The following is a 17,508-nucleotide window of genomic DNA, read 5'->3' as shown; positions in this document are numbered from 1 at the left end:
CTGGGGATTAGGGATTGGCGACTAGGAATGAAAAATTGAGTTACCAATTACCAATTACCCATTACCAATTACCAATTACCCATTACCAATTACCAATTACCCATTACCAATTACCAATTACCTATTACCTATTAAAAATTAACAAATTATAAATACTAATAAATTATGCGAAAAACTGCTTTTTTAACTATCTGTTTTACATTTTTAGTCAGCTTACCAGCGATGGCGCGATTGGGATATATATGGACAGATTTTCAAAACTACGCTGTCGATTTTCAAGATTATTTAACAAATAATATTGACGAAACTGTAAATCCTGCAGGAGAAGGAAGTTTTACCGCAATTAATAATTCTACAGGTGCACTCAATTTACCCAATCCAATTGATGTAAGACAACAGGTCGTTCAAGACGTAACAGATAATTCACTTTCTGACATTTTTGAAAATAATCCAGCAGTTCAAGGTAAGTTAATTGGAAATGAAATCGAACGTCAACTGACCCGTGCTGCGACAGAATCATACTTCGGTGTTAAAGGACAAGAAAGATTACAAATAAAGCTAGAAACTGTTCAAAATGTCATCGAAAATATTGATCGCGAAGCTGATGAAGCGCGTGAAAATAATCAAAATATTCTCAATCAATTAGCTGGTTTAGGTCAAGCAGCAACCGGTCAAAATTTTCTAGGACGATTAATTTCAAATCAAACTAATCTACAACTGCAAATTAATAGACAGCAATCAAGAATGATTGCAGAATCTTTAGGTCAAAATATTAAACAAAATCAATATCTACAGTATTCTAATTTAAACTTGGCAAATATTTCCCAACAAGTAGAAGAAGCAAATAATGCGCGTCGCGTTGACTCAGCTGCATCTGTTGCTAGACTTTTAAGAGCTAGTTCCCAATCAGATTTATTTGGTAGAGAAGAAAATGAGTAATAAGTAATAAGTAATAAGTAATAAGTAATGAGTAATGAGTAATAAGTAATGAGTAATAAGTAATAAGTAATGAGTAACAAGTAATGAGTAACAAGTAAGTAACAAGTAAGGAGTAATGGTTAATTGGTCAATTATTTTTTGACTTATGTCCTACGGACACGCTGAGATGCGCCTGCGGCGAACGCTAATGACTTTTTACTTTTGACTTGTCCTCAATCCCTAATCCCCAAAAATGTATATCAAGATATTGGCTCAAACTGGTGTTGATGAAATTATTGGTGATGGTGCAACAACTGCACGTAGTATCGCTGAAGCTTGGGACGAACAATGGTTAAATTTATTGCAAAATAATAGCAGTGAAAATTTATATGGTTCCTTAACAAATCTTGGCGTTTTTTTTGCGGTGGGTACCCTGCTATTTTTTATGATGCAGTGGCTTAAAGATTTAATTTACAGCGAATACTCCCGCCCTATATCGAGTTTGATTTGGCCGTTTATTGTAGTTCTATTATTAACTAATACTGGTAATGGTTCAGTTCTTTCTAGCTTAACTTTAGGTGTTAGAAATTACATTAATAGTATTAATCAACAGGTGGTAAGAATTGGAGATGCAGACCAATATTATCAACAAGCATTAAGTATGAGCGTCGCCGAAGAGGTTGTAGCTTCTTTTTTGCGTCCTTGTCAATCTTTATCTGGCGAACAGAGGGTTCAGTGTTTTACTAAGGCAACTGAAAAAACTGATACTCTTTGGCAAGAATACCGAGATTTATATGGCGATCGTCCTTGGATTGTAAGGTTGGAAGAACAGGTTAATCAAATTACCTTAAATCCTAATAATGTTTCAGAATTTGCCTTTAATTCTCTCCTTGGTTCCACTATTCAACCAAGTATAAAAAGCTTTCTGATTTCTTTACAGTCTGCTTTTCAAAACTTGATAGAAGTTACAATGTTACTTGTGGCAGCATTGGGTCCGTTAGCTGTGGGTGGTTCATTATTACCTGTAGCTGGAAAACCAATATTTGCATGGGTTACAGGATTTATCGCTATGGGAATTGCCAAAATTTCTTTCAACATTATTGCAATTTTAACTTCAAGTGCGATCGTAAATGGAACATCTTCAAATCCTAATACCAATGTAGACTTGATGTGGTTTATGATTTTCCTGGGAGTTTTAGCACCGATTTTATCTTTGTTAATTGCAGCTTCAGGGGGATTTGCTGTTTTTAACGCAATCAGTAACACAAGCTCTTGGGTCAGTGAAAAAGTTTAGAGATTGAGAGTTAGCTGTTGGCGTTAGCGTGACGCTTTGCTAACCCCAGTCGCAGATCCCCAATCCCAAATCACTAATTCCCAATCAAAATGGTGCAACTACTAAAACAAAAAAAACAAGTAGTAAATGTTCTCGCTGTATTTGCGATCGCAACATTCAGTTTACATTTATTGACTTTATTTATTTTAATTCTGCAAGGATTTACTGTTCGACAGTTAAGTCTGCAAAAGCCGCCTACTTTCGTACAATTAGTCAATGGGAAGCCGATAAAAACCATAGACACTCTGGCTAGGGAACCAGAAGCAATCCGCCAATTTGTTAGTAAAACAATGGTGTCAATTTTTAACTGGTCGGGAAATTTACCTCCCCGAACTATTGAACAAGTTTCAAAACCTCAATCTGATTTGGGAATTTTAATTAAGACACCATCCGGAGGTGTTAAAAGAGTTGCGACTAGTAGTTGGTTGGCTAGTTTTGCATTCGCAGAGGATTTTCGTAAAGGTTTTTTAAGTCAAATTGCTGAAATGACTCCACCTGAGGTCTTTTCCGACCGACCAGAACGAAAAATGTCAGCCAAGTTAGATATTACTCAAATCTATCCTCCAGAAAAAATTGCACCGGATAAGTGGCGAGTAGGAATCGTTGCAAATCTAATCCAAACTAAGGGTCGTGACAATAAAAAAGTTATAATCCCTTTTAATAAAGATGTAATAGTACAATCAATAGATAGTTTTAAACATCCTTTGACACAGCAAATTACAGATTTACAACAAGCTATTTATAGCGTGCGTTCGGATAGCTTAGAAATCTATGAAATTCGCGATTTATGTCTGACTGATGAATATGATAAAACAGCGAAACAAAGATGGTTGCGCTGTAAAGTAAAATTTTAGTTTCAAATTTCCCATCAATATTTAAATTTTGAGTCTGGGTTTGAGTTTAAGTGTAACTTGAAGTTTGATTTTATTTAAATTTAGCACTTTAAATTTAAATTATTTAAGTCTGAATCATTAAAAAACCAAAGCTTTGTATTTGATATGATTATTTCCATTGAGATTAGTACTAAGCTTTTGATTTAGGTAATTTTTCTTACCCCTCTGTTCCTCGTTCCCTGTTCTTTGTTCTATTCTCAGTAAAATCTAATCTCCTAACTATATACTTACTACTATAAATTACAAAAACTTGGGTCGATTGGAGCATATCAAATGCGTTCTTTAAATCCTAAAAAAAATAATAATAATCTTATTCCTTTATTTGTTATTGGAACTTTTAGCTTACATTTGTTCACGGTGCTGATATTAATGTTCCATAACACAATGCTGCAGCAGGTAAAACGTAAAACCTTGCCGGAAACCTTAGTTCAATTAGTTGATGGTCGAACAATTGCAGTAGCTGCTACCGATAATTTAGAACGCAATCAACAAACTATTCGTCGCTTTGTGGGTGAAGCTATGACTTTAATATTAACTTCTTCCAATAATTTACCTCCAAGCTTAATTAAGGAAATAACTTCTCCACTACTAAGTGAAGATTTGAGGCAAAAATTAAATTCTAAGAATAATAATATGGGCTTCGACTATGGGTTAGATAGGAATTTGCGAAATACAGAAAATGTTCTAGCGATCGCAAGAATATCCCAACCAGAAGAAGTTAGTAAGGGGAACTGGAAAGTCGATATTTATGCAAATTATTTAACTTTTAAAGGCGCAGAAAAAACAGGTACTTCTATTCCTTTTAATAAACAGATTTTTGTACGAGCAATAGAAACAACTAAAGCCACTGCAGATCAATCAGGGATACCAGCTAATTTAGCAATTAGTGGCTTACGGGAAGCAAGGCTAGAAATTTATAATATCTGCGAACTAAAAGATAAAAAATGTTCTACAAGTAAAAAAATGTAAAGTAAACAAATAAGAAATTAACTAAATCAATAAGAACTTAACTATGAAGCCAAAAAATCAAATCTCTACCCCTGTATCTTCCCGAAATTCAACTGTGACCGATATTGACAATTCTCCTTCAAGTACAGATATTTCTGAATGGGAATCGCGTATCGCCAAGTTAGTTGGTTTAGAAGAAGAAGTAACATCACCCAGTTCCCAAATCAAGGAAACATCCCTAACAGAAGCGATATCAGAAAACCAACGAATAGAAGTCAGCAAAGAAACTCCAGATCCAAACTCAGTTCGTACCAAACAATCCCTGTCTGCAAATCCTTTTGCAAAAGCTGGTTTAGTTGGTGCTAGTACTTTAGTAGCTGTCCTATTTGCTGGAGGATTTTTATCACAAATTATGGGTGGGGGTGGAAAACAGCAAGTTAAAAAAAATGTTACTGTTCAACCACCTCAAGTTAAAACCCCAAATCGTCTCGAACAACTAGAAACAGAAGTAGATACACTCAAAACCAAACTTGCGCTTGCGAAACAAGCAGAAGCAGTCAAAAATGCACAACAACAACTTAGAAGAAACAAACCAAAACCTGAAGTTGTAAATAAACCTTCACCACCGAAACCCCCCAAACCTACACAAAATATTTCTCCACCTGAGGTTATTACCCGAGTAATACGAGAACCCCGACCTGTTGAGATTAATCAAACTCAACCTGCACTTCCAGAACCTCCACCCCCACAACCAGTAGCAACACCAGATCCAACACCAGATCCAGATCCAATGCAGAAATGGCAAAAATTGGCGAAGTTGGGTAGTTATGGGATGGTGACTCAAGATATTAGCAAGCAAAATACTGTAAAAACAGCATCTGCACCAAAAAGAAAAGTTGAACCCCTCGTCAGTCGTCCGAAATCAAAGGTAACGCCAAAACCAAGTACATCAAGAAGATCGGGAAGTGGTAAACGTACAGTTGTTGGTAGTAGTGCTGAAGCCGTAATTGCAACCGCTATTTTTGGCGAAACAACAAAATCCCGGGGGAGAAGTAGAAGTAGAAGTAGAAGTAGCGGAAATAGTGATAACTCTAGCACAGACAACAATGTATTTGTCGTACGTTTAGAAGAACCACTCAAAGCAAGAGATGGTGAGGTTATAGTACCCGCAGGTAGCGAAATTCTAACTCAAGTCAGTTCAATATCAGACAGAGGTTTAATGCGACTTAATGTCACCAAATTGTTAGTTAAAGATAAAGATGAATTAATTGAAAAAAGTCTATCACCAAATGCTCTAACAATTCGCGCTCCTGAAGGTAAACCTTTAATGGCTAAGAGTTATCCCAACAAGGGTTCATCGATTGCTGGAAGGGATGCGCTAACATTTGGTTTGGGTGGATTGGGAAGAGCAGCTCAATTATTTAACCGCACTGAAACTAGAATTGTTCGTGACGAAGGTGCTGTTTTTTCAGAAACTAATAATAACGATCCCAACATCACGGCTGGAATTTTAGAAGGTGGGATGAGAAGTTTAGTTCCCCAAGTTACTCGTCGCAACCAACAAGCAATTTCGCGCATAAATCGAAAAAGTGATATTTGGTTTCTCAAAGCAGGTAAAGAAGTTGAGGTTTATGTCAACCAAGAAGTTCGCTTGTAGTTTGTAGTGCTGAGGCAATTTGAGTTTATTGTTTAAGGAAGTTCAATTTTAAATAAAGGAGTTTTACATCAAAAATATACTTTGAATGAGGGCACAGTTGGGTGTATCCTAACGTAACGAAATTATTGATGAATAATTCTAACTTAGAAAAAATAATTGTTCAGTAAATAAATCCCAGGAAAATACAGGGCAGAATCTAGGTGCAGCCGATGAAAGAATACATTAATTTTTGCCGGAATATCGTCAAAAGTTCTTATTTTCTCCCATTAACATCTCTACTTTTTTTAACAGTAGGATTGTGCGTTACCAATCGTGTACTTGCTAATAATGCTGTTCTCCGTTCCATTTTTTCATGTCAAGCACAGGGTTTGGGAGGAGCAATACCCAGTGTAAAAGTTTGGTATCAAAACGGTACAAATTTAAGCTTTATTCCCGCAGGTGAAACTATCAAAAAAGTTTGGTTAGACGATCCCTCAGAGGTCACCTTAGATTTTGATGGTCCCATGTGTGTGAATTTTGGCGGACAAGAAGGAGGAGATTGTGAAAATTCAGCAGCTAGCGTAATTCACATGCGACGGATTGAAAAACTCGATATTCCCGGTCTTCCCCCTCGAAGTAATAATTCCAAAACTCTGTTAACTGTGGTCACGGAAGGAGGAGGTAGGAGAAAATTATATACTTTTCGCGTGATTTATGGAGACGGAATGCCAGAATACAATACTATGGCTGTTTTTTCCGATCCTCCATCTTCTAGCGAAAATCCTTGCGTACGAATCGATCAGTAAGCTGCTTCACAGTGAATATGTTTTTAATTAAACTATAGCAATCCTAAATCATTTACGAAAATCAAATATGATTGCTATAGGATTGAAATTAGTAACTATTGCTGTAATGAAAACAACCAAATAGTCCTTCCTGTTAAATGTTTTTATTATCAACTCTTAAGTTCTTTTAAAAAAATTTATAACCTGCGATTTAGTCATTCCAGGACGAATTTGTGGTTGATAGAGTATTTGTATAACTTTTTTATCAATTTGAGAATATCTATTTGTGTCAGTCCAAGGTTGATAAAAAATACTATTTTTATATTTATAAGAATCTCTTAGAAGTCCCAAAGATTGGGTCAATTCTTCTCTAATTAAGTGCGATCGTTCTTGTTGATTTACCCCAGCACTTGCGATCAAAATGTTTGCACTATTTATAGTATTATTTTGATTCCAGTTAGTCCAAGCATAGCCATAATTTCCTGGTTGATAATTAGGTTCGTACCGCCGAAACTGAGATACGGGAACAAAATGAATTTTTACATTCGGTTTATTGTCAACTATATTCAATTTTATTCCGGATACTAAACTATTAATTTCATTAATTACGCTTTTCAAAGTATTTAAGTCTTCAGGGGTTGGGGAACCGATGATTTTAATTCTTAAATCCCTATCCCATTTTCTGATCAGATTGGAACCTGCAGAAAATTCAGCACCAAGTGCTATTTCAAGAAAATAATTAATTTCTTCAGGTGTATATATATTTGGTGTGATGTAAGCTTGTTGATAATTTTGTTCTTTTCTATAACTATTTACTGTTGGGTTTATATATCTAGAACTTGAAGTATTTATTCCTTGTCTATTTATTCCATTGTAATTTTCCGGTGGGATAGGAATAATGTTACTTCTGTGTTCGACACTTTTATCCCGGTTTCCCCTCGCAACTAAATCACCTCTGACCCAACCAGTGATACCAGTTTCCTGTAACTTGACATAGTACCAAGTAAAGCCATCCATTCCCTCTGTATTATTGCGGATGATTACCCGATCGCCAGATCTACCGTAATCAACAGCATCGGATAGGGTGCTAGGTGCTAAGCGAAGATTTATCTGACTGGTAGGATTTTTACTGTTGAGAACTGCTGTTTGTGCGTCAGAGGAAGAAATTGCAATCCCTAATATTGTTCCTCCAATTGTGGTCGATGCGATGCTCAAAGCAAGAGTATTACGAATCCCAGAGACAAAAATCTGCTTTATTTTCATAAATCCTGTGTAAATTCAATGATGGGAAATATGGGAAACTTGGCTCTGATGACACCCAAACCTTTCTACTTAAAACTTTAAATAATCAAAGATCCAAAACTTTAGCCCTTAGAACTTTAGCCTTTAACAAAAATATTTTTCTGTATTTTCTGGAAACCTTGTTGTATGAGGAACATCAAATATAGATTCTGCGAGCGATCGCTTTTGACTTTGACTTTCTGAAATAATGTTTGTGTGTCATTAGTAGTTTCCATTTATACCTCATGTTTTTTATAAATGTACAGATAAAATGAGAATATTTCGGGAGCGTCTCACTTTCGTAAAAACACCCACCTTACCTAGTAATGTGAAAATCTTATCCTCTAGTTATTCGCAATAATACATTTGCTTCATGTGAGATGAACCCAATATTTCTTTGCGATTGTAGCCACTATAAATTTGCTTTATAATCAACAATAATTATTGGCGTACGAGGTAATTGGAGTAATTAAGATACAAGGTTACCGGAAATTTACGCACATAAAATTACAACTTCCAAATATTAGAAATTCCAATATTAGAAATTGCTTATAAGTACGTAAGTCCTAGTCGAGTTATTTTGTTTTGAACCATTCTAAAGTTATTGAGGAATTATAAGGGTGACATATATTACTCTTCCTTGCAAAAATCCTCAAACAGGAATCCAAACCAGAATTTTTGTCCCTTGTTCGGGATAACTCTTAATTGTCAGTTCTCCACCTAAAATGTTTACCCTTTCTTGCATTCCCCGTAATCCAAAACCTGTATGATGTGCGTTAATATTAAAACCTCGACCATCATCTCTTAATTCCAAAAGTATTCCATTAGAATCTTTGTTTGCATTCAGGGTGACCAACTTAGACTCAGCATGTTTTTGGATGTTTGTGAATCCTTCTTGAACAATGCAATAAAGTTGATGACTAATTTGAACTGGTAGGTGCGGTAGTTTTACATTTACTCGTACTACAAAAGATTGATTTCGTTCTACTTTTTGCGCTAATGTCTTAAGTGCTTCACTTAAATTAAAATTTGACTGGCGCATAGTTTGAACAGAACGTCGTACTTCATCTAAACATTGACTACTTAATTCTTTGGCTATATCTAAAGATTTTGCAGCTTTGATTGGATCTTGCTCGTATAATCTTTGAGCAAGTTCTAGTTGTACATCTAAAGTAGTTAAAGAATGACCTAATGAATCGTGAATTTCTCTTGCAATGCGATTACGTTCTAAATTTGCAGCCAAACTTTCAACTCTTTTTGTTAGTTCTTCTGCCTGTTGACGACTTTTTTGTTCTGCTAATATGACAAAACTAAATAATATAACAAAAGTACTCGCCGCTAGATAAACACCAGTATTGTTAATTATAATCCTGATGATAACAAAATTAGTGTCAGAGAGTTCATCGAGAATTTTATTAATATTCTTGAACTGAAATTTTAAAATATCAGGTAGACTCAAACCTAGGGCAATATTCCAAAATATACCTGATACAAATGCAATAATAATAACTTTTTTTCTATTTACAAGAAAACAACTTTTGACTAATACAAGATAAAGTAATATTTCAAAGTTTGCTCCAAATGCTCTTGCTAAGATAATAGATGTTATCTCTAAAAATATATAAATATATCTTTGCCAGTTGGGGTAATTGATGGGAAATATAAAGCTTAAAAATAAACAGAAAGTAAGATAAATAATATTTGCATAAGTGGGTATTAATTGAGAATAATAGTTGCTATCACGGCGATTTAGTAAGAATAATAAGAAATATACAACTATCAAGGTCCATTCTATATAGCGTACAGTTCGACGAATAGAGTCCGGTGTTTTTACTAAATCAATCATACTCAACCTCGAACACAGGATTATTAACTTATTAATTGCTATCATGCACAATTTTATAGAACTTATAGTATGACTAAAGTCATAACTATTTATTACTTTAGACAATATGCGACCCAATAAATTTATGCTTTAATATTTTTAGTTATTTTTCAATAAGTATTTTACCAAACTTATATTATATCTATTTGCCTTTTGAGCACTTCTAATCGAGTAAATAGAGTAATAAACATTTTAAAATGTTTGCTCCTTGTCTACCCTCCTTTTAAGGAGGGCTTATTTAACTATTTTCAATATAAATGCATATTTATTTACTATTGATATTTAAATCTAAATATTTTTTACTGAGTTAAAATATAGTTGGTTGAGATTTGTCGGTAAAAATTTAATTAAATTAGATTTCAGGGAACTAATGATTTTCAAATCCTATTCTTCCAGTTTGGTTGTCGTGATTTGTTCGAGTTTACTGATTTCTTTATATGGGTGTGTTTTTAAAGAAAATAATCTTCTCAATAATCAAACTAGTTCAAAAAATCAAACGACTTCAAATGATAATCAACTTACCAATGTAAGAAATATATCTACTGCAGAACGAATAAATAAAATTAGTTTGTATCTGGAAATACTTGAGGAAAATGGATTTTCAGGTGCAGTACTCGTAAGTCAAAATGACAAAATCATTTTTGAAAATGGTTATGGTTTAGCTGACCGGAAGAACAGGATACCGATTACACCTAAAACAGTTTTCGATTCAGGTTCTCTTTCCAAACAATTTACAGCAGCAGCTATTCTGCATCTAGAAGAACAGGGTAAATTAAAAGTTGAAGATACATTGGCTAAATTTTTTCATGATGTTCCGTCAGATAAAGCCAAGATTACTCTACACCAACTCTTAACCCATTCATCTGGTCTTCCAGAATACGCATTTGATAGTGATTTTGCTAAACTTAGCCGTCAACAAGCACAAAAATTAGTATTCAAAGCTAGATTAAAAACTTCACCAGGAACAAAATATTTATATTCTGATACTGGTTATGGGTTACTTGCAATAATTGTTGAAGTTGTTTCTGGTAAGTCTTTTCAAGATTATCTAAAAGACAACTTATTTAAGCCCGCTAATATGCTTAATACGGGTTTTTATAACGATCCTCAATGGTCCCAAGTGACAGTAGCACATGGTTATAATAACGGAAAAGATTTTGGTTCTGCTGCAGAGCGACCTGGTCCTTATTGGGGATTGGTTGGTTTCGGTGGTGTATTAACGACGGTAGAGGATCTTTATTTCTGGAATATTGCTCTAGAAAAGAATTTGATTCTTTCTCGAACATCCACTAAGAAGTTGTTTGCACCTCATATCAAAGAAAATAAAGATGGAAAAAGCTACTACGGTTATGGATGGGTGACCGAAGAAATACCAGGATATGGCAAAATTATTTCCCATGATGGTGCAACTGATTCGCAAAATGCCATATTTATAAAGTATGCCGATTCTAATAATACCGTGGTAATCGTACTTTCTAACCGTATTGATGAAGGTTGGTTTGGTAAGGAAACTTTTTATGGAACTCAAACCGGTGAAACTTTAGGAATTAATATCTTAAGGGACAACTTCCGAACGCTTCCAGATTATGCAAATTAATAATTTTACAGATATTGCAAATATTGAAATAAATTAACAAAATCAATTGGAATAACTCATAATTTTGCTTCGTTGCGACTATAGATAAATCTGCAAATAACATGACTTAAGTCACTATTATATATGACTTAAGCAAATATATGATTTGTTCAATCCATGATTAACTAGAGCTTTGGCTGTTTTGAAGAAGTATTCTACAAAAGGAAAAGTTTAGATGAAAAATTTGTATCTTTTGAGTATTAGCTTGTTCTCAGCTGCAACCTTAAATTATTTTTCTTTCACTCCTGCTGCTAAAGCTCAAACAACTTCCAGAAATAATAATTCTTTAAGCTCTACGGAAACTAAACAAAAGCCAGAACAAGACCAAGTAATGGTTTCAGAAGTTGTAATTGAGGGAGTAGAAGAAGAATTAAAACAGAAAATATCCAAAGTAATCCAAGTTCAAGCAGGTCAAACCATTACTCGCGATCGCTTAGAACAAGATATTAATGCAATATTTGCTATAGGTAACTTTGCTAATGTTCGAGTAATACCAAAAGATACACCTTTGGGAGTAAAGATAACTTTTGTTGTTGAACCCAATCCAACACTGCGCAGGGTAACAGTAAAGGGTAGTAATGTTGTACCTCAAAAGGTAATAGATAAAAGTTTTAGCCAACAGTACGGTAAGATAATCAATTTTCGGGAATTTCAAAAAGGAGTAAAAAATTTAAATCAGTGGTATCAGGATAATGGTTATGTATTAGCTCAGACGATCGCTCCCCCTAGTTTTAATTCTGATGGAAGTGTAACTTTAGCAGTTGCAGAAGGAATTATAGAAGACATTAAAATTCAATTTATTAATGAGGAAGGAAAGGAAAAAGACGCTGAAGGTAAACCAATTAAAGGTCGGACACAAAAATACGTTATTACTCGGGAAATGCAATTGAAACCCGGACAAGTATTCAAGCGTGAAGTTGCTCAAAAAGACCTGCAACGAATTGCAAGTTTGGGAATTTTTAATGATCTCAATCTTAAATTTAATCCCGGGAAAGACCCACAAAAAGTAGTTTTAGTCGTAAACCTTAGAGAAGGGAAAAATATTAGTCTTACACCCACAGGAGGGTTCAGTTCTCGTAGTGGACTATTTGCTTCTGGGAATTTTCAAGCACAGAATATTGGTGGTAGAAATCAGAAATTTGGTACAAATGTTGAAGTTAGTCGACGAGATTTAACTTTTGACGTTAATTTTTCTGACCCTTGGATTGCGGGAGATCCTTACAGAACTTCTTATAAAGTTGGTGCTTTTAGAAAACGTTCTTTTTCACAAATATTTGATGGTGGGGAAACAGATGTAGAACTACCCAACGGTGATAACCCTAGAGTATTTCGTACCGGTGGTAATATTATTTTTCGTCGTCCGTTGAGTAAAAATGTATTTGAAAAGTCTGATTGGGTCGCAAGTGCGGGTTTAAAGTATCAAAAAATTGCGATTCGTGATTCAGATGGGAATTTAAACGCTAAGGATGAATTAGGAAACGATCTTAGCTTTAGTGGTGATGGTGAAGATGATTTATTCAGCATACCCCTAGCTTTAGTGAGAGATAAACGTAATAATCCTTTGCGTCCCACAAAAGGTTCTTTTTTAAGTCTGAGTAGCGAACAATCAATTCCCATTGGAGATGGAAATATTTTATCCAACAAACTGCGAGGAAATTATAGCTTTTATGTTCCTACACATTTAACCAAATTCACAAAGGGTTGTCGTAATTCCAAATCTAATTCTAAAACAGATAAATGTCCCCAAGCTTTTGCTTTTAATCTCCAAGCAGGAACTGTTCTTGGCGATTTACCACCCTATGAAGCATTTTCCCTTGGTGGTTTGAATTCTGTTCGAGGTTTTGCTGAAGGAGATTTGGGTAGCGCTCGTAGTTTTGTCCAAGCGTCGGCTGAATATCGTTTTCCAGTATTATCTTTTTTGGGTGGAACTGTATTTTTTGATGCTGCAACAGATTTGGGTAGTAGTAGTAGCGTTGTTGGTAACCCCGGAGGTGCAAGAGATAAATCAGGTAGTGGTTTTGGTTATGGTGCTGGTCTTCGCATCCAATCTCCACTAGGACCTGTTCGTCTTGACTATGGTTTTAATAATGATGGAGAAAGTCGGATTCAATTTGGTTTAGGAGAGAGATTTTAAAAAAGTGGAAATAAATCGTCTTTAACTTTCTTTATCTAGCTAGTAAGATTTGAGAGAAGAAAAACAAAGAACTGCACCATAATGCATTTTTTAATAAAAGCAACCACCTCAAAGCATCCTCAACATTATTAACCCGTTCTCCTAAGGGAAGTTGGGGACGGTTTACCATAACAACTTTGATTCCTAATTCTCGTGCAGCAGTAATTTTAGCAATTGTTGCATCTCCACCACTATTTTTACTGACAATTGTATCAATTTGATGTTCGATTAATAACTCTTTTTCCTTAATTAATTTAAATGGTCCGCGATCGAGTATTACCGATCCTTTGGGAATTAAATCATCTTGCTTGGGGGGTTCGATTAATCGCATTAAAAACCAAATATTGTCTATATATGCAAAATGGATAATTTGTTGTCTACCAACAGCTAAGAATACTCGTTTTGCATTTTCTTCTAGGATCTTTGCAGCATTTATAATACTATCAACCTCAAGCCAGTTATCTCCAGCTTGCAATAACCATTCTGGTCGAATCAACATCAGTCTGGGTAAATCTAGTTCCTTTGCTGCTACTGCTGCGTGCAGAGATATTTTGGCTGCAAATGGATGAGTCGCATCAATTAAGATATCAATTGCATCATCCTGCAAATATTTTATTAAGCCTGGAACACCACCAAAACCACCAACTCGTGTCACTCCTACTTGGTACCTAGCTTGAGTAGTACGACCTGCAACAGATAACCTTACTTCTACATTAGAAATAGTTGCGGCTTTAATCGCTAATTGAGATGCTTCCTTTGTTCCACCCAGAATTAATAAACGCTTCATTTAATGTGCTTGAATAATATGCTTTAAATTGACTAATTTAGATTTAAGTTTAGATTTAAGTTGAGGTCTTAAAATATTTTATTAAGTTTTATATTATATTTTTGATCTATTTTGAGATTGAACAAAAAGCTGTCAAAGCCCTTTAATTCAGGATTTTTGAGAAATTACTAACGGCATAAATATAGTTTTAGTATTTATAAAAAATGAACTTGAAATAAAATTTGATTTGAGAAATATATTTTTTACTGCATAAGTTTTTGTCACTGTAACTATGAATAGATAGTTATAAAAAACAAGACTAATTCAAATTTGAAGTTAGTCATATCTAGGTCAAACAATTATGCGAAAAACATTATTATTAGTTGCAATTATTGCAGCTTTAACAAGTGGATGTCGTTATAGTAAAGAATATCAAAAGCTTACAGAAGCCGGAAATAAATATACTACTGCAGTTGATAAACTATTGCTTGCAGCAGGAGAGCTTCATTTGGATTCAAGTTCTGAAAGAATATTAGAGGATGACATAATTGCTAATCAAACCGTCGAGCAATATCAAAATATTTCCAAACAAGATAGGGAAATGATCCGAACTATTAATAATATTCGTTTACATAATCAATTACTAAGAAGATACTTTAATAAACTTGACCAAATTGCGAAATCTGATGCGCCATCAGAAGCTCAAGAAGAAATTGAAGCGATTGCTGATAATATCAACTCTGTTAGTTTAAGAATCCAAAAAAGTCAGTTTTTTACACCTCCAATTCAAGGTATTGTGGGTAACATAACAAATCTTGCAATACATTCTCGAATTAAAGGTGTCATTAGAAAAGAACTTGAAAAACGCAATCAAATAATTTTACGGGAATTAACCCTACAAAGGGAAATGCTGAAGGAAATTGGTAGCTTCATGAAGCATAGAACCCAAGAAATGAAGCAAGTGAGGGAAAACCGCCTAATTATTCGTCCTTTGATTGCAAGCAATCCCATAAGAAGTGCAGATATATGGATTAATGAACGCAGGAAAATTTTCTTTATGGATCAACAGATTCAAGAGCTTACAGATGCAAGCCAAGCTTTAGATGAATTTAAGGATATTTTCCAGGCTTCTGTAGAGGGAAAAATCAATTCTCAGCGTCTCAATAATTCATTAAAAGATATCGACTCATTTTTATCAATACTTGAAAATAGCAAAAAATCAATAATTATTCAGGAAAGTTAAAATCATGTCAAAAACTCATAAACTAATCGAACTTATGAGGAGACAACAGCGGATGTTGTTTTCGCCAGAGATACAGTTTGCTCTAGAACAAGACCCAGATGAATTAAAGAGGGTAAATTTTGTTAAAGAGCGTCAAAAATATGTAAGCATATTACAAAATTTGGAAAAACAAAATTTAGAACACATTGCTGAAAAAATGAAATCTTTGGAGCCAGAATTAGAAAATGCTATTTCTGAGTTAGAACAGGAATTGCAAAGTATTAATAATACAATCAGAATTTTAAGAAACATCAGTAATGTTTCTCGTGTTGCTTCCCGAATTTTGATGTTTATATAGTTGATAGTCAATCAAATATAGGATAATAAATTTAAATTTATTTACCTTAGACAATAAAAAATTTAGTAAATATATCTTGGGGATGGAACTGGATTAAATTCTATCTATCTTCAACAAATCAAAATTTAAAATCTCAGTGGAGCAGGAAGAATAGTACTCCACCACATAAGTTCTGAGGGTTTTGTAGTTGGGCTATGTCCTGATGGACATNGTAAAGTCTTGATATTAAAGCGCTAAAGCGCTACTACGAACCTTAATTTACCTATCAAAATTAATGTGGTGTAGTAATAGTCTTCTTTGCTCTTTTGTTTTAGTTTATCTAGGACAATGCAAAACCAATGATGAGATTTTTTCAAAATATATAGCAGTCATCATAATTTTTAGGACTTTTTTCTGTTCTTCGTTCCCTTGAAAGCAAAACTATAATGTCCCAAACGAGGTGTCTGTTGCTACAAAATTTCAGAACTCACTTAAATTATGAATAATATTTCCTTGACGGTCGAATAAAATAACCTTTATATCTAACTCTACACTGGCATACTTTTGCACATATTTCTTAGCGCGATCGCCAATTCTAGCAGCCAAAAGAGCAAAAACCCGATCTGCTAATTGAACTCCAACCAAAGTTTTGTATGCAGCATCAGCCGTTTTGGCTTGTAACACAGTTTGAACTATTTGTATGTCCCCTCCAGCTTCAACTACAGCTGCTGCAATGATTTCCAGCTTGGCATCTGCAATATGAGAAGATGTATTAAAAATTCCACCTGCAAGTTTAATTAACTTTCCTTGATATCCCAATAAAGTTACCGATTTTGCTTTGTACAACCCTGCTTCCACAAGTAATGCACCCAACCAATTACCCGTAGGAATGATGGCTGATTCTGGAATTGGTAAGCGTTGGGCTACTGAGAAACCATTATTACCAATACAAAATACTAAGTCGGAACAATTTTTTACTTTCTCACGCAGTACGGCGCGAAATTCCTCCAAATGGTCAGCAGCACTCAAAGGTTGGGAAATACCACTAGTTCCCAATAGTGCTAAACCTTCGAGAATCCCAAATGCTTCGTTTGAGGTACGTTGGGCTAATTGACGACCTTCGGGTAGGATAATTCTGATAATAGCTGTTCGATCTGGAGAAATTAAAGGTGAAACGTTAACCTCAAACAAACGACGAGCAAAATGATAAATTGCAGCTTCTCCATCTACTGTCTTTCCCAAACCCTCACCGGCTTCTAAAATGAATTCTTCTGCTCTATTTTCGCGCGGTAATAACTTTACCCAAGCCCAGATAGGAGTATTTTTGGTTATATCTAAGTTATCCCCTGGATCGCTATTGGTAATAGCTAAAGCAGTATCATTTGCTAAATTTGCAACTTGTTGAATAGGAATATCTGCAGCTTCAGGGAGTAAATCGAGGTTGACTGTATTGTGAGTAATTATGTTGTTCTGAAGGTGTAACAATGCTGCTTTAGCAGCCGCTACAGCAAAAACAGGTAAGGTATATCCTTGACGGGGCATGGTGAAATTAGGAATTGAGCATTGGAAATAGGATACAGGAAAAATAAGATTGTCGTGAGTTCAAAAACGAACTCTACTAAAATTGTAAAGTTGCTAATTATTCAATAACGCTAAGCATTTAAGCAAAAAAGTTCTCAAAATTTCCTTGTTTAC

The 17,508-nt window shown here is 34.6% G+C and carries 16 protein-coding genes; 11 read left to right on the top strand and 5 right to left on the bottom strand.

Translation table 11 applies throughout. From position 1 onward, the window contains the following. Positions 1-14: 14 nt before the first annotated feature. From BC008_RS50955 to BC008_RS41450, 7 genes are all read left to right on the top strand, one after another. On the top strand, positions 15-152 hold the full coding sequence (locus tag BC008_RS50955) for a hypothetical protein (RefSeq protein WP_201026229.1): 138 nt from the start codon (positions 15-17) through the stop codon (positions 150-152). 13 nt (positions 153-165) lie between these two features. Beyond that, positions 166-939, top strand: a complete 774-nt coding sequence (locus BC008_RS41475; RefSeq protein WP_058184666.1) for a hypothetical protein — start codon at positions 166-168, stop codon at positions 937-939. A 232-nt stretch (positions 940-1,171) separates the two neighbouring features. Continuing rightward, entirely contained in the window at positions 1,172-2,212 is a 1,041-nt protein-coding gene (locus BC008_RS41470; RefSeq protein WP_027843577.1) for a hypothetical protein, read from the top strand. A gap of 89 nt (positions 2,213-2,301) precedes the next feature. Further along, complete coding sequence (locus BC008_RS41465; RefSeq protein ID WP_027843578.1) at positions 2,302-3,105, top strand: hypothetical protein; 804 nt, start codon at positions 2,302-2,304, stop codon at positions 3,103-3,105. Between the two features lie 312 nt (positions 3,106-3,417). Next, positions 3,418-4,113 (top strand): hypothetical protein, encoded by a 696-nt coding sequence (locus BC008_RS41460; protein WP_027843579.1) that lies wholly within the window; start codon positions 3,418-3,420, stop codon positions 4,111-4,113. 43 nt (positions 4,114-4,156) lie between these two features. Beyond that, positions 4,157-5,749: a TrbI/VirB10 family protein gene (locus tag BC008_RS41455; protein ID WP_027843580.1), complete on the top strand. Its 1,593-nt coding sequence runs from the start codon at positions 4,157-4,159 to the stop codon at positions 5,747-5,749. 209 nt (positions 5,750-5,958) lie between these two features. Further along, positions 5,959-6,534: a hypothetical protein gene (locus BC008_RS41450; RefSeq protein WP_027843581.1), complete on the top strand. Its 576-nt coding sequence runs from the start codon at positions 5,959-5,961 to the stop codon at positions 6,532-6,534. Between the two features lie 156 nt (positions 6,535-6,690). On the opposite strand, the gene BC008_RS49030 is transcribed toward BC008_RS41450, so the two are convergent. From BC008_RS49030 to BC008_RS41440, 3 genes are all read right to left on the bottom strand, one after another. Then, positions 6,691-7,776 carry a DUF2927 domain-containing protein gene (locus BC008_RS49030; protein WP_063800859.1) on the bottom strand — a complete coding sequence of 362 codons (1,086 nt, stop codon included), beginning with the start codon at positions 7,774-7,776 and terminating at the stop codon, positions 6,691-6,693. A gap of 116 nt (positions 7,777-7,892) precedes the next feature. Further along, the gene (locus tag BC008_RS50095) at positions 7,893-8,030 is read right to left on the bottom strand and encodes a hypothetical protein (protein ID WP_161938221.1); all 138 of its coding nucleotides are present in this window, start codon (positions 8,028-8,030) and stop codon (positions 7,893-7,895) included. Between the two features lie 416 nt (positions 8,031-8,446). Then, a complete protein-coding gene (locus BC008_RS41440) occupies positions 8,447-9,640 on the bottom strand; it encodes a sensor histidine kinase (RefSeq protein ID WP_027843582.1) in 1,194 nt (397 codons plus the stop codon). A gap of 409 nt (positions 9,641-10,049) precedes the next feature. On the opposite strand from BC008_RS41440, the gene BC008_RS41435 reads away from it, so the two are divergent. Continuing rightward, positions 10,050-11,276: a serine hydrolase domain-containing protein gene (locus BC008_RS41435; protein ID WP_058184664.1), complete on the top strand. Its 1,227-nt coding sequence runs from the start codon at positions 10,050-10,052 to the stop codon at positions 11,274-11,276. 214 nt (positions 11,277-11,490) lie between these two features. Then, positions 11,491-13,449, top strand: coding sequence for a BamA/TamA family outer membrane protein (locus tag BC008_RS41430; RefSeq protein ID WP_027843583.1), 1,959 nt, complete (start codon positions 11,491-11,493; stop codon positions 13,447-13,449). A 31-nt stretch (positions 13,450-13,480) separates the two neighbouring features. Here the strand turns inward: BC008_RS41430 and BC008_RS41425 are convergent, their stop codons facing one another. After that, positions 13,481-14,275: a cobalt-precorrin-6A reductase gene (locus BC008_RS41425; RefSeq protein WP_058184662.1), complete on the bottom strand. Its 795-nt coding sequence runs from the start codon at positions 14,273-14,275 to the stop codon at positions 13,481-13,483. A gap of 340 nt (positions 14,276-14,615) precedes the next feature. Here BC008_RS41425 and BC008_RS41420 point away from each other — a divergent pair, with 340 nt between their 5' ends. Both BC008_RS41420 and BC008_RS41415 read left to right on the top strand, forming a co-directional pair. Further along, on the top strand, positions 14,616-15,497 hold the full coding sequence (locus BC008_RS41420; protein WP_027843584.1) for a hypothetical protein: 882 nt from the start codon (positions 14,616-14,618) through the stop codon (positions 15,495-15,497). Positions 15,498-15,501: 4 nt separating this feature from the next. Beyond that, the gene (locus tag BC008_RS41415) at positions 15,502-15,834 is read left to right on the top strand and encodes a hypothetical protein (protein ID WP_027843585.1); all 333 of its coding nucleotides are present in this window, start codon (positions 15,502-15,504) and stop codon (positions 15,832-15,834) included. 459 nt (positions 15,835-16,293) lie between these two features. On the opposite strand, the gene cbiD is transcribed toward BC008_RS41415, so the two are convergent. Further along, a complete protein-coding gene (cbiD, locus tag BC008_RS41410) occupies positions 16,294-17,355 on the bottom strand; it encodes a cobalt-precorrin-5B (C(1))-methyltransferase CbiD (protein WP_027843586.1) in 1,062 nt (353 codons plus the stop codon). Positions 17,356-17,508: the final 153 nt, after the last annotated feature.

The organism is Mastigocoleus testarum BC008, from assembly GCF_001456025.1.
Classification (GTDB): Bacteria; Cyanobacteriota; Cyanobacteriia; order Cyanobacteriales; family Nostocaceae; genus Mastigocoleus; species Mastigocoleus testarum.
Note: the sequence above shows the minus strand (reverse complement) of the source record. Positions and strands in the feature narration are given on the sequence as shown.

What these genes read in the sequence shown, in the direction of transcription:
- BC008_RS41475 (WP_058184666.1), top strand. Translation starts at nt 166, where the DNA reads ATGCGAAAAACTGCTTTTTTAACTATCTGTTTTACATTTTTAGTCAGC.
- BC008_RS41470 (WP_027843577.1), top strand. Translation starts at nt 1,172, where the DNA reads ATGTATATCAAGATATTGGCTCAAACTGGTGTTGATGAAATTATTGGT.
- BC008_RS41465 (WP_027843578.1), top strand. Translation starts at nt 2,302, where the DNA reads ATGGTGCAACTACTAAAACAAAAAAAACAAGTAGTAAATGTTCTCGCT.
- BC008_RS41460 (WP_027843579.1), top strand. Translation starts at nt 3,418, where the DNA reads ATGCGTTCTTTAAATCCTAAAAAAAATAATAATAATCTTATTCCTTTA.
- BC008_RS41455 (WP_027843580.1), top strand. Translation starts at nt 4,157, where the DNA reads ATGAAGCCAAAAAATCAAATCTCTACCCCTGTATCTTCCCGAAATTCA.
- BC008_RS41450 (WP_027843581.1), top strand. Translation starts at nt 5,959, where the DNA reads ATGAAAGAATACATTAATTTTTGCCGGAATATCGTCAAAAGTTCTTAT.
- BC008_RS49030 (WP_063800859.1), bottom strand. Translation starts at nt 7,776, where the DNA reads ATGAAAATAAAGCAGATTTTTGTCTCTGGGATTCGTAATACTCTTGCT.
- BC008_RS50095 (WP_161938221.1), bottom strand. Translation starts at nt 8,030, where the DNA reads ATGGAAACTACTAATGACACACAAACATTATTTCAGAAAGTCAAAGTC.
- BC008_RS41440 (WP_027843582.1), bottom strand. Translation starts at nt 9,640, where the DNA reads ATGATTGATTTAGTAAAAACACCGGACTCTATTCGTCGAACTGTACGC.
- BC008_RS41435 (WP_058184664.1), top strand. Translation starts at nt 10,050, where the DNA reads ATGATTTTCAAATCCTATTCTTCCAGTTTGGTTGTCGTGATTTGTTCG.
- BC008_RS41430 (WP_027843583.1), top strand. Translation starts at nt 11,491, where the DNA reads ATGAAAAATTTGTATCTTTTGAGTATTAGCTTGTTCTCAGCTGCAACC.
- BC008_RS41425 (WP_058184662.1), bottom strand. Translation starts at nt 14,275, where the DNA reads ATGAAGCGTTTATTAATTCTGGGTGGAACAAAGGAAGCATCTCAATTA.
- BC008_RS41420 (WP_027843584.1), top strand. Translation starts at nt 14,616, where the DNA reads ATGCGAAAAACATTATTATTAGTTGCAATTATTGCAGCTTTAACAAGT.
- BC008_RS41415 (WP_027843585.1), top strand. Translation starts at nt 15,502, where the DNA reads ATGTCAAAAACTCATAAACTAATCGAACTTATGAGGAGACAACAGCGG.
- cbiD (WP_027843586.1), bottom strand. Translation starts at nt 17,355, where the DNA reads ATGCCCCGTCAAGGATATACCTTACCTGTTTTTGCTGTAGCGGCTGCT.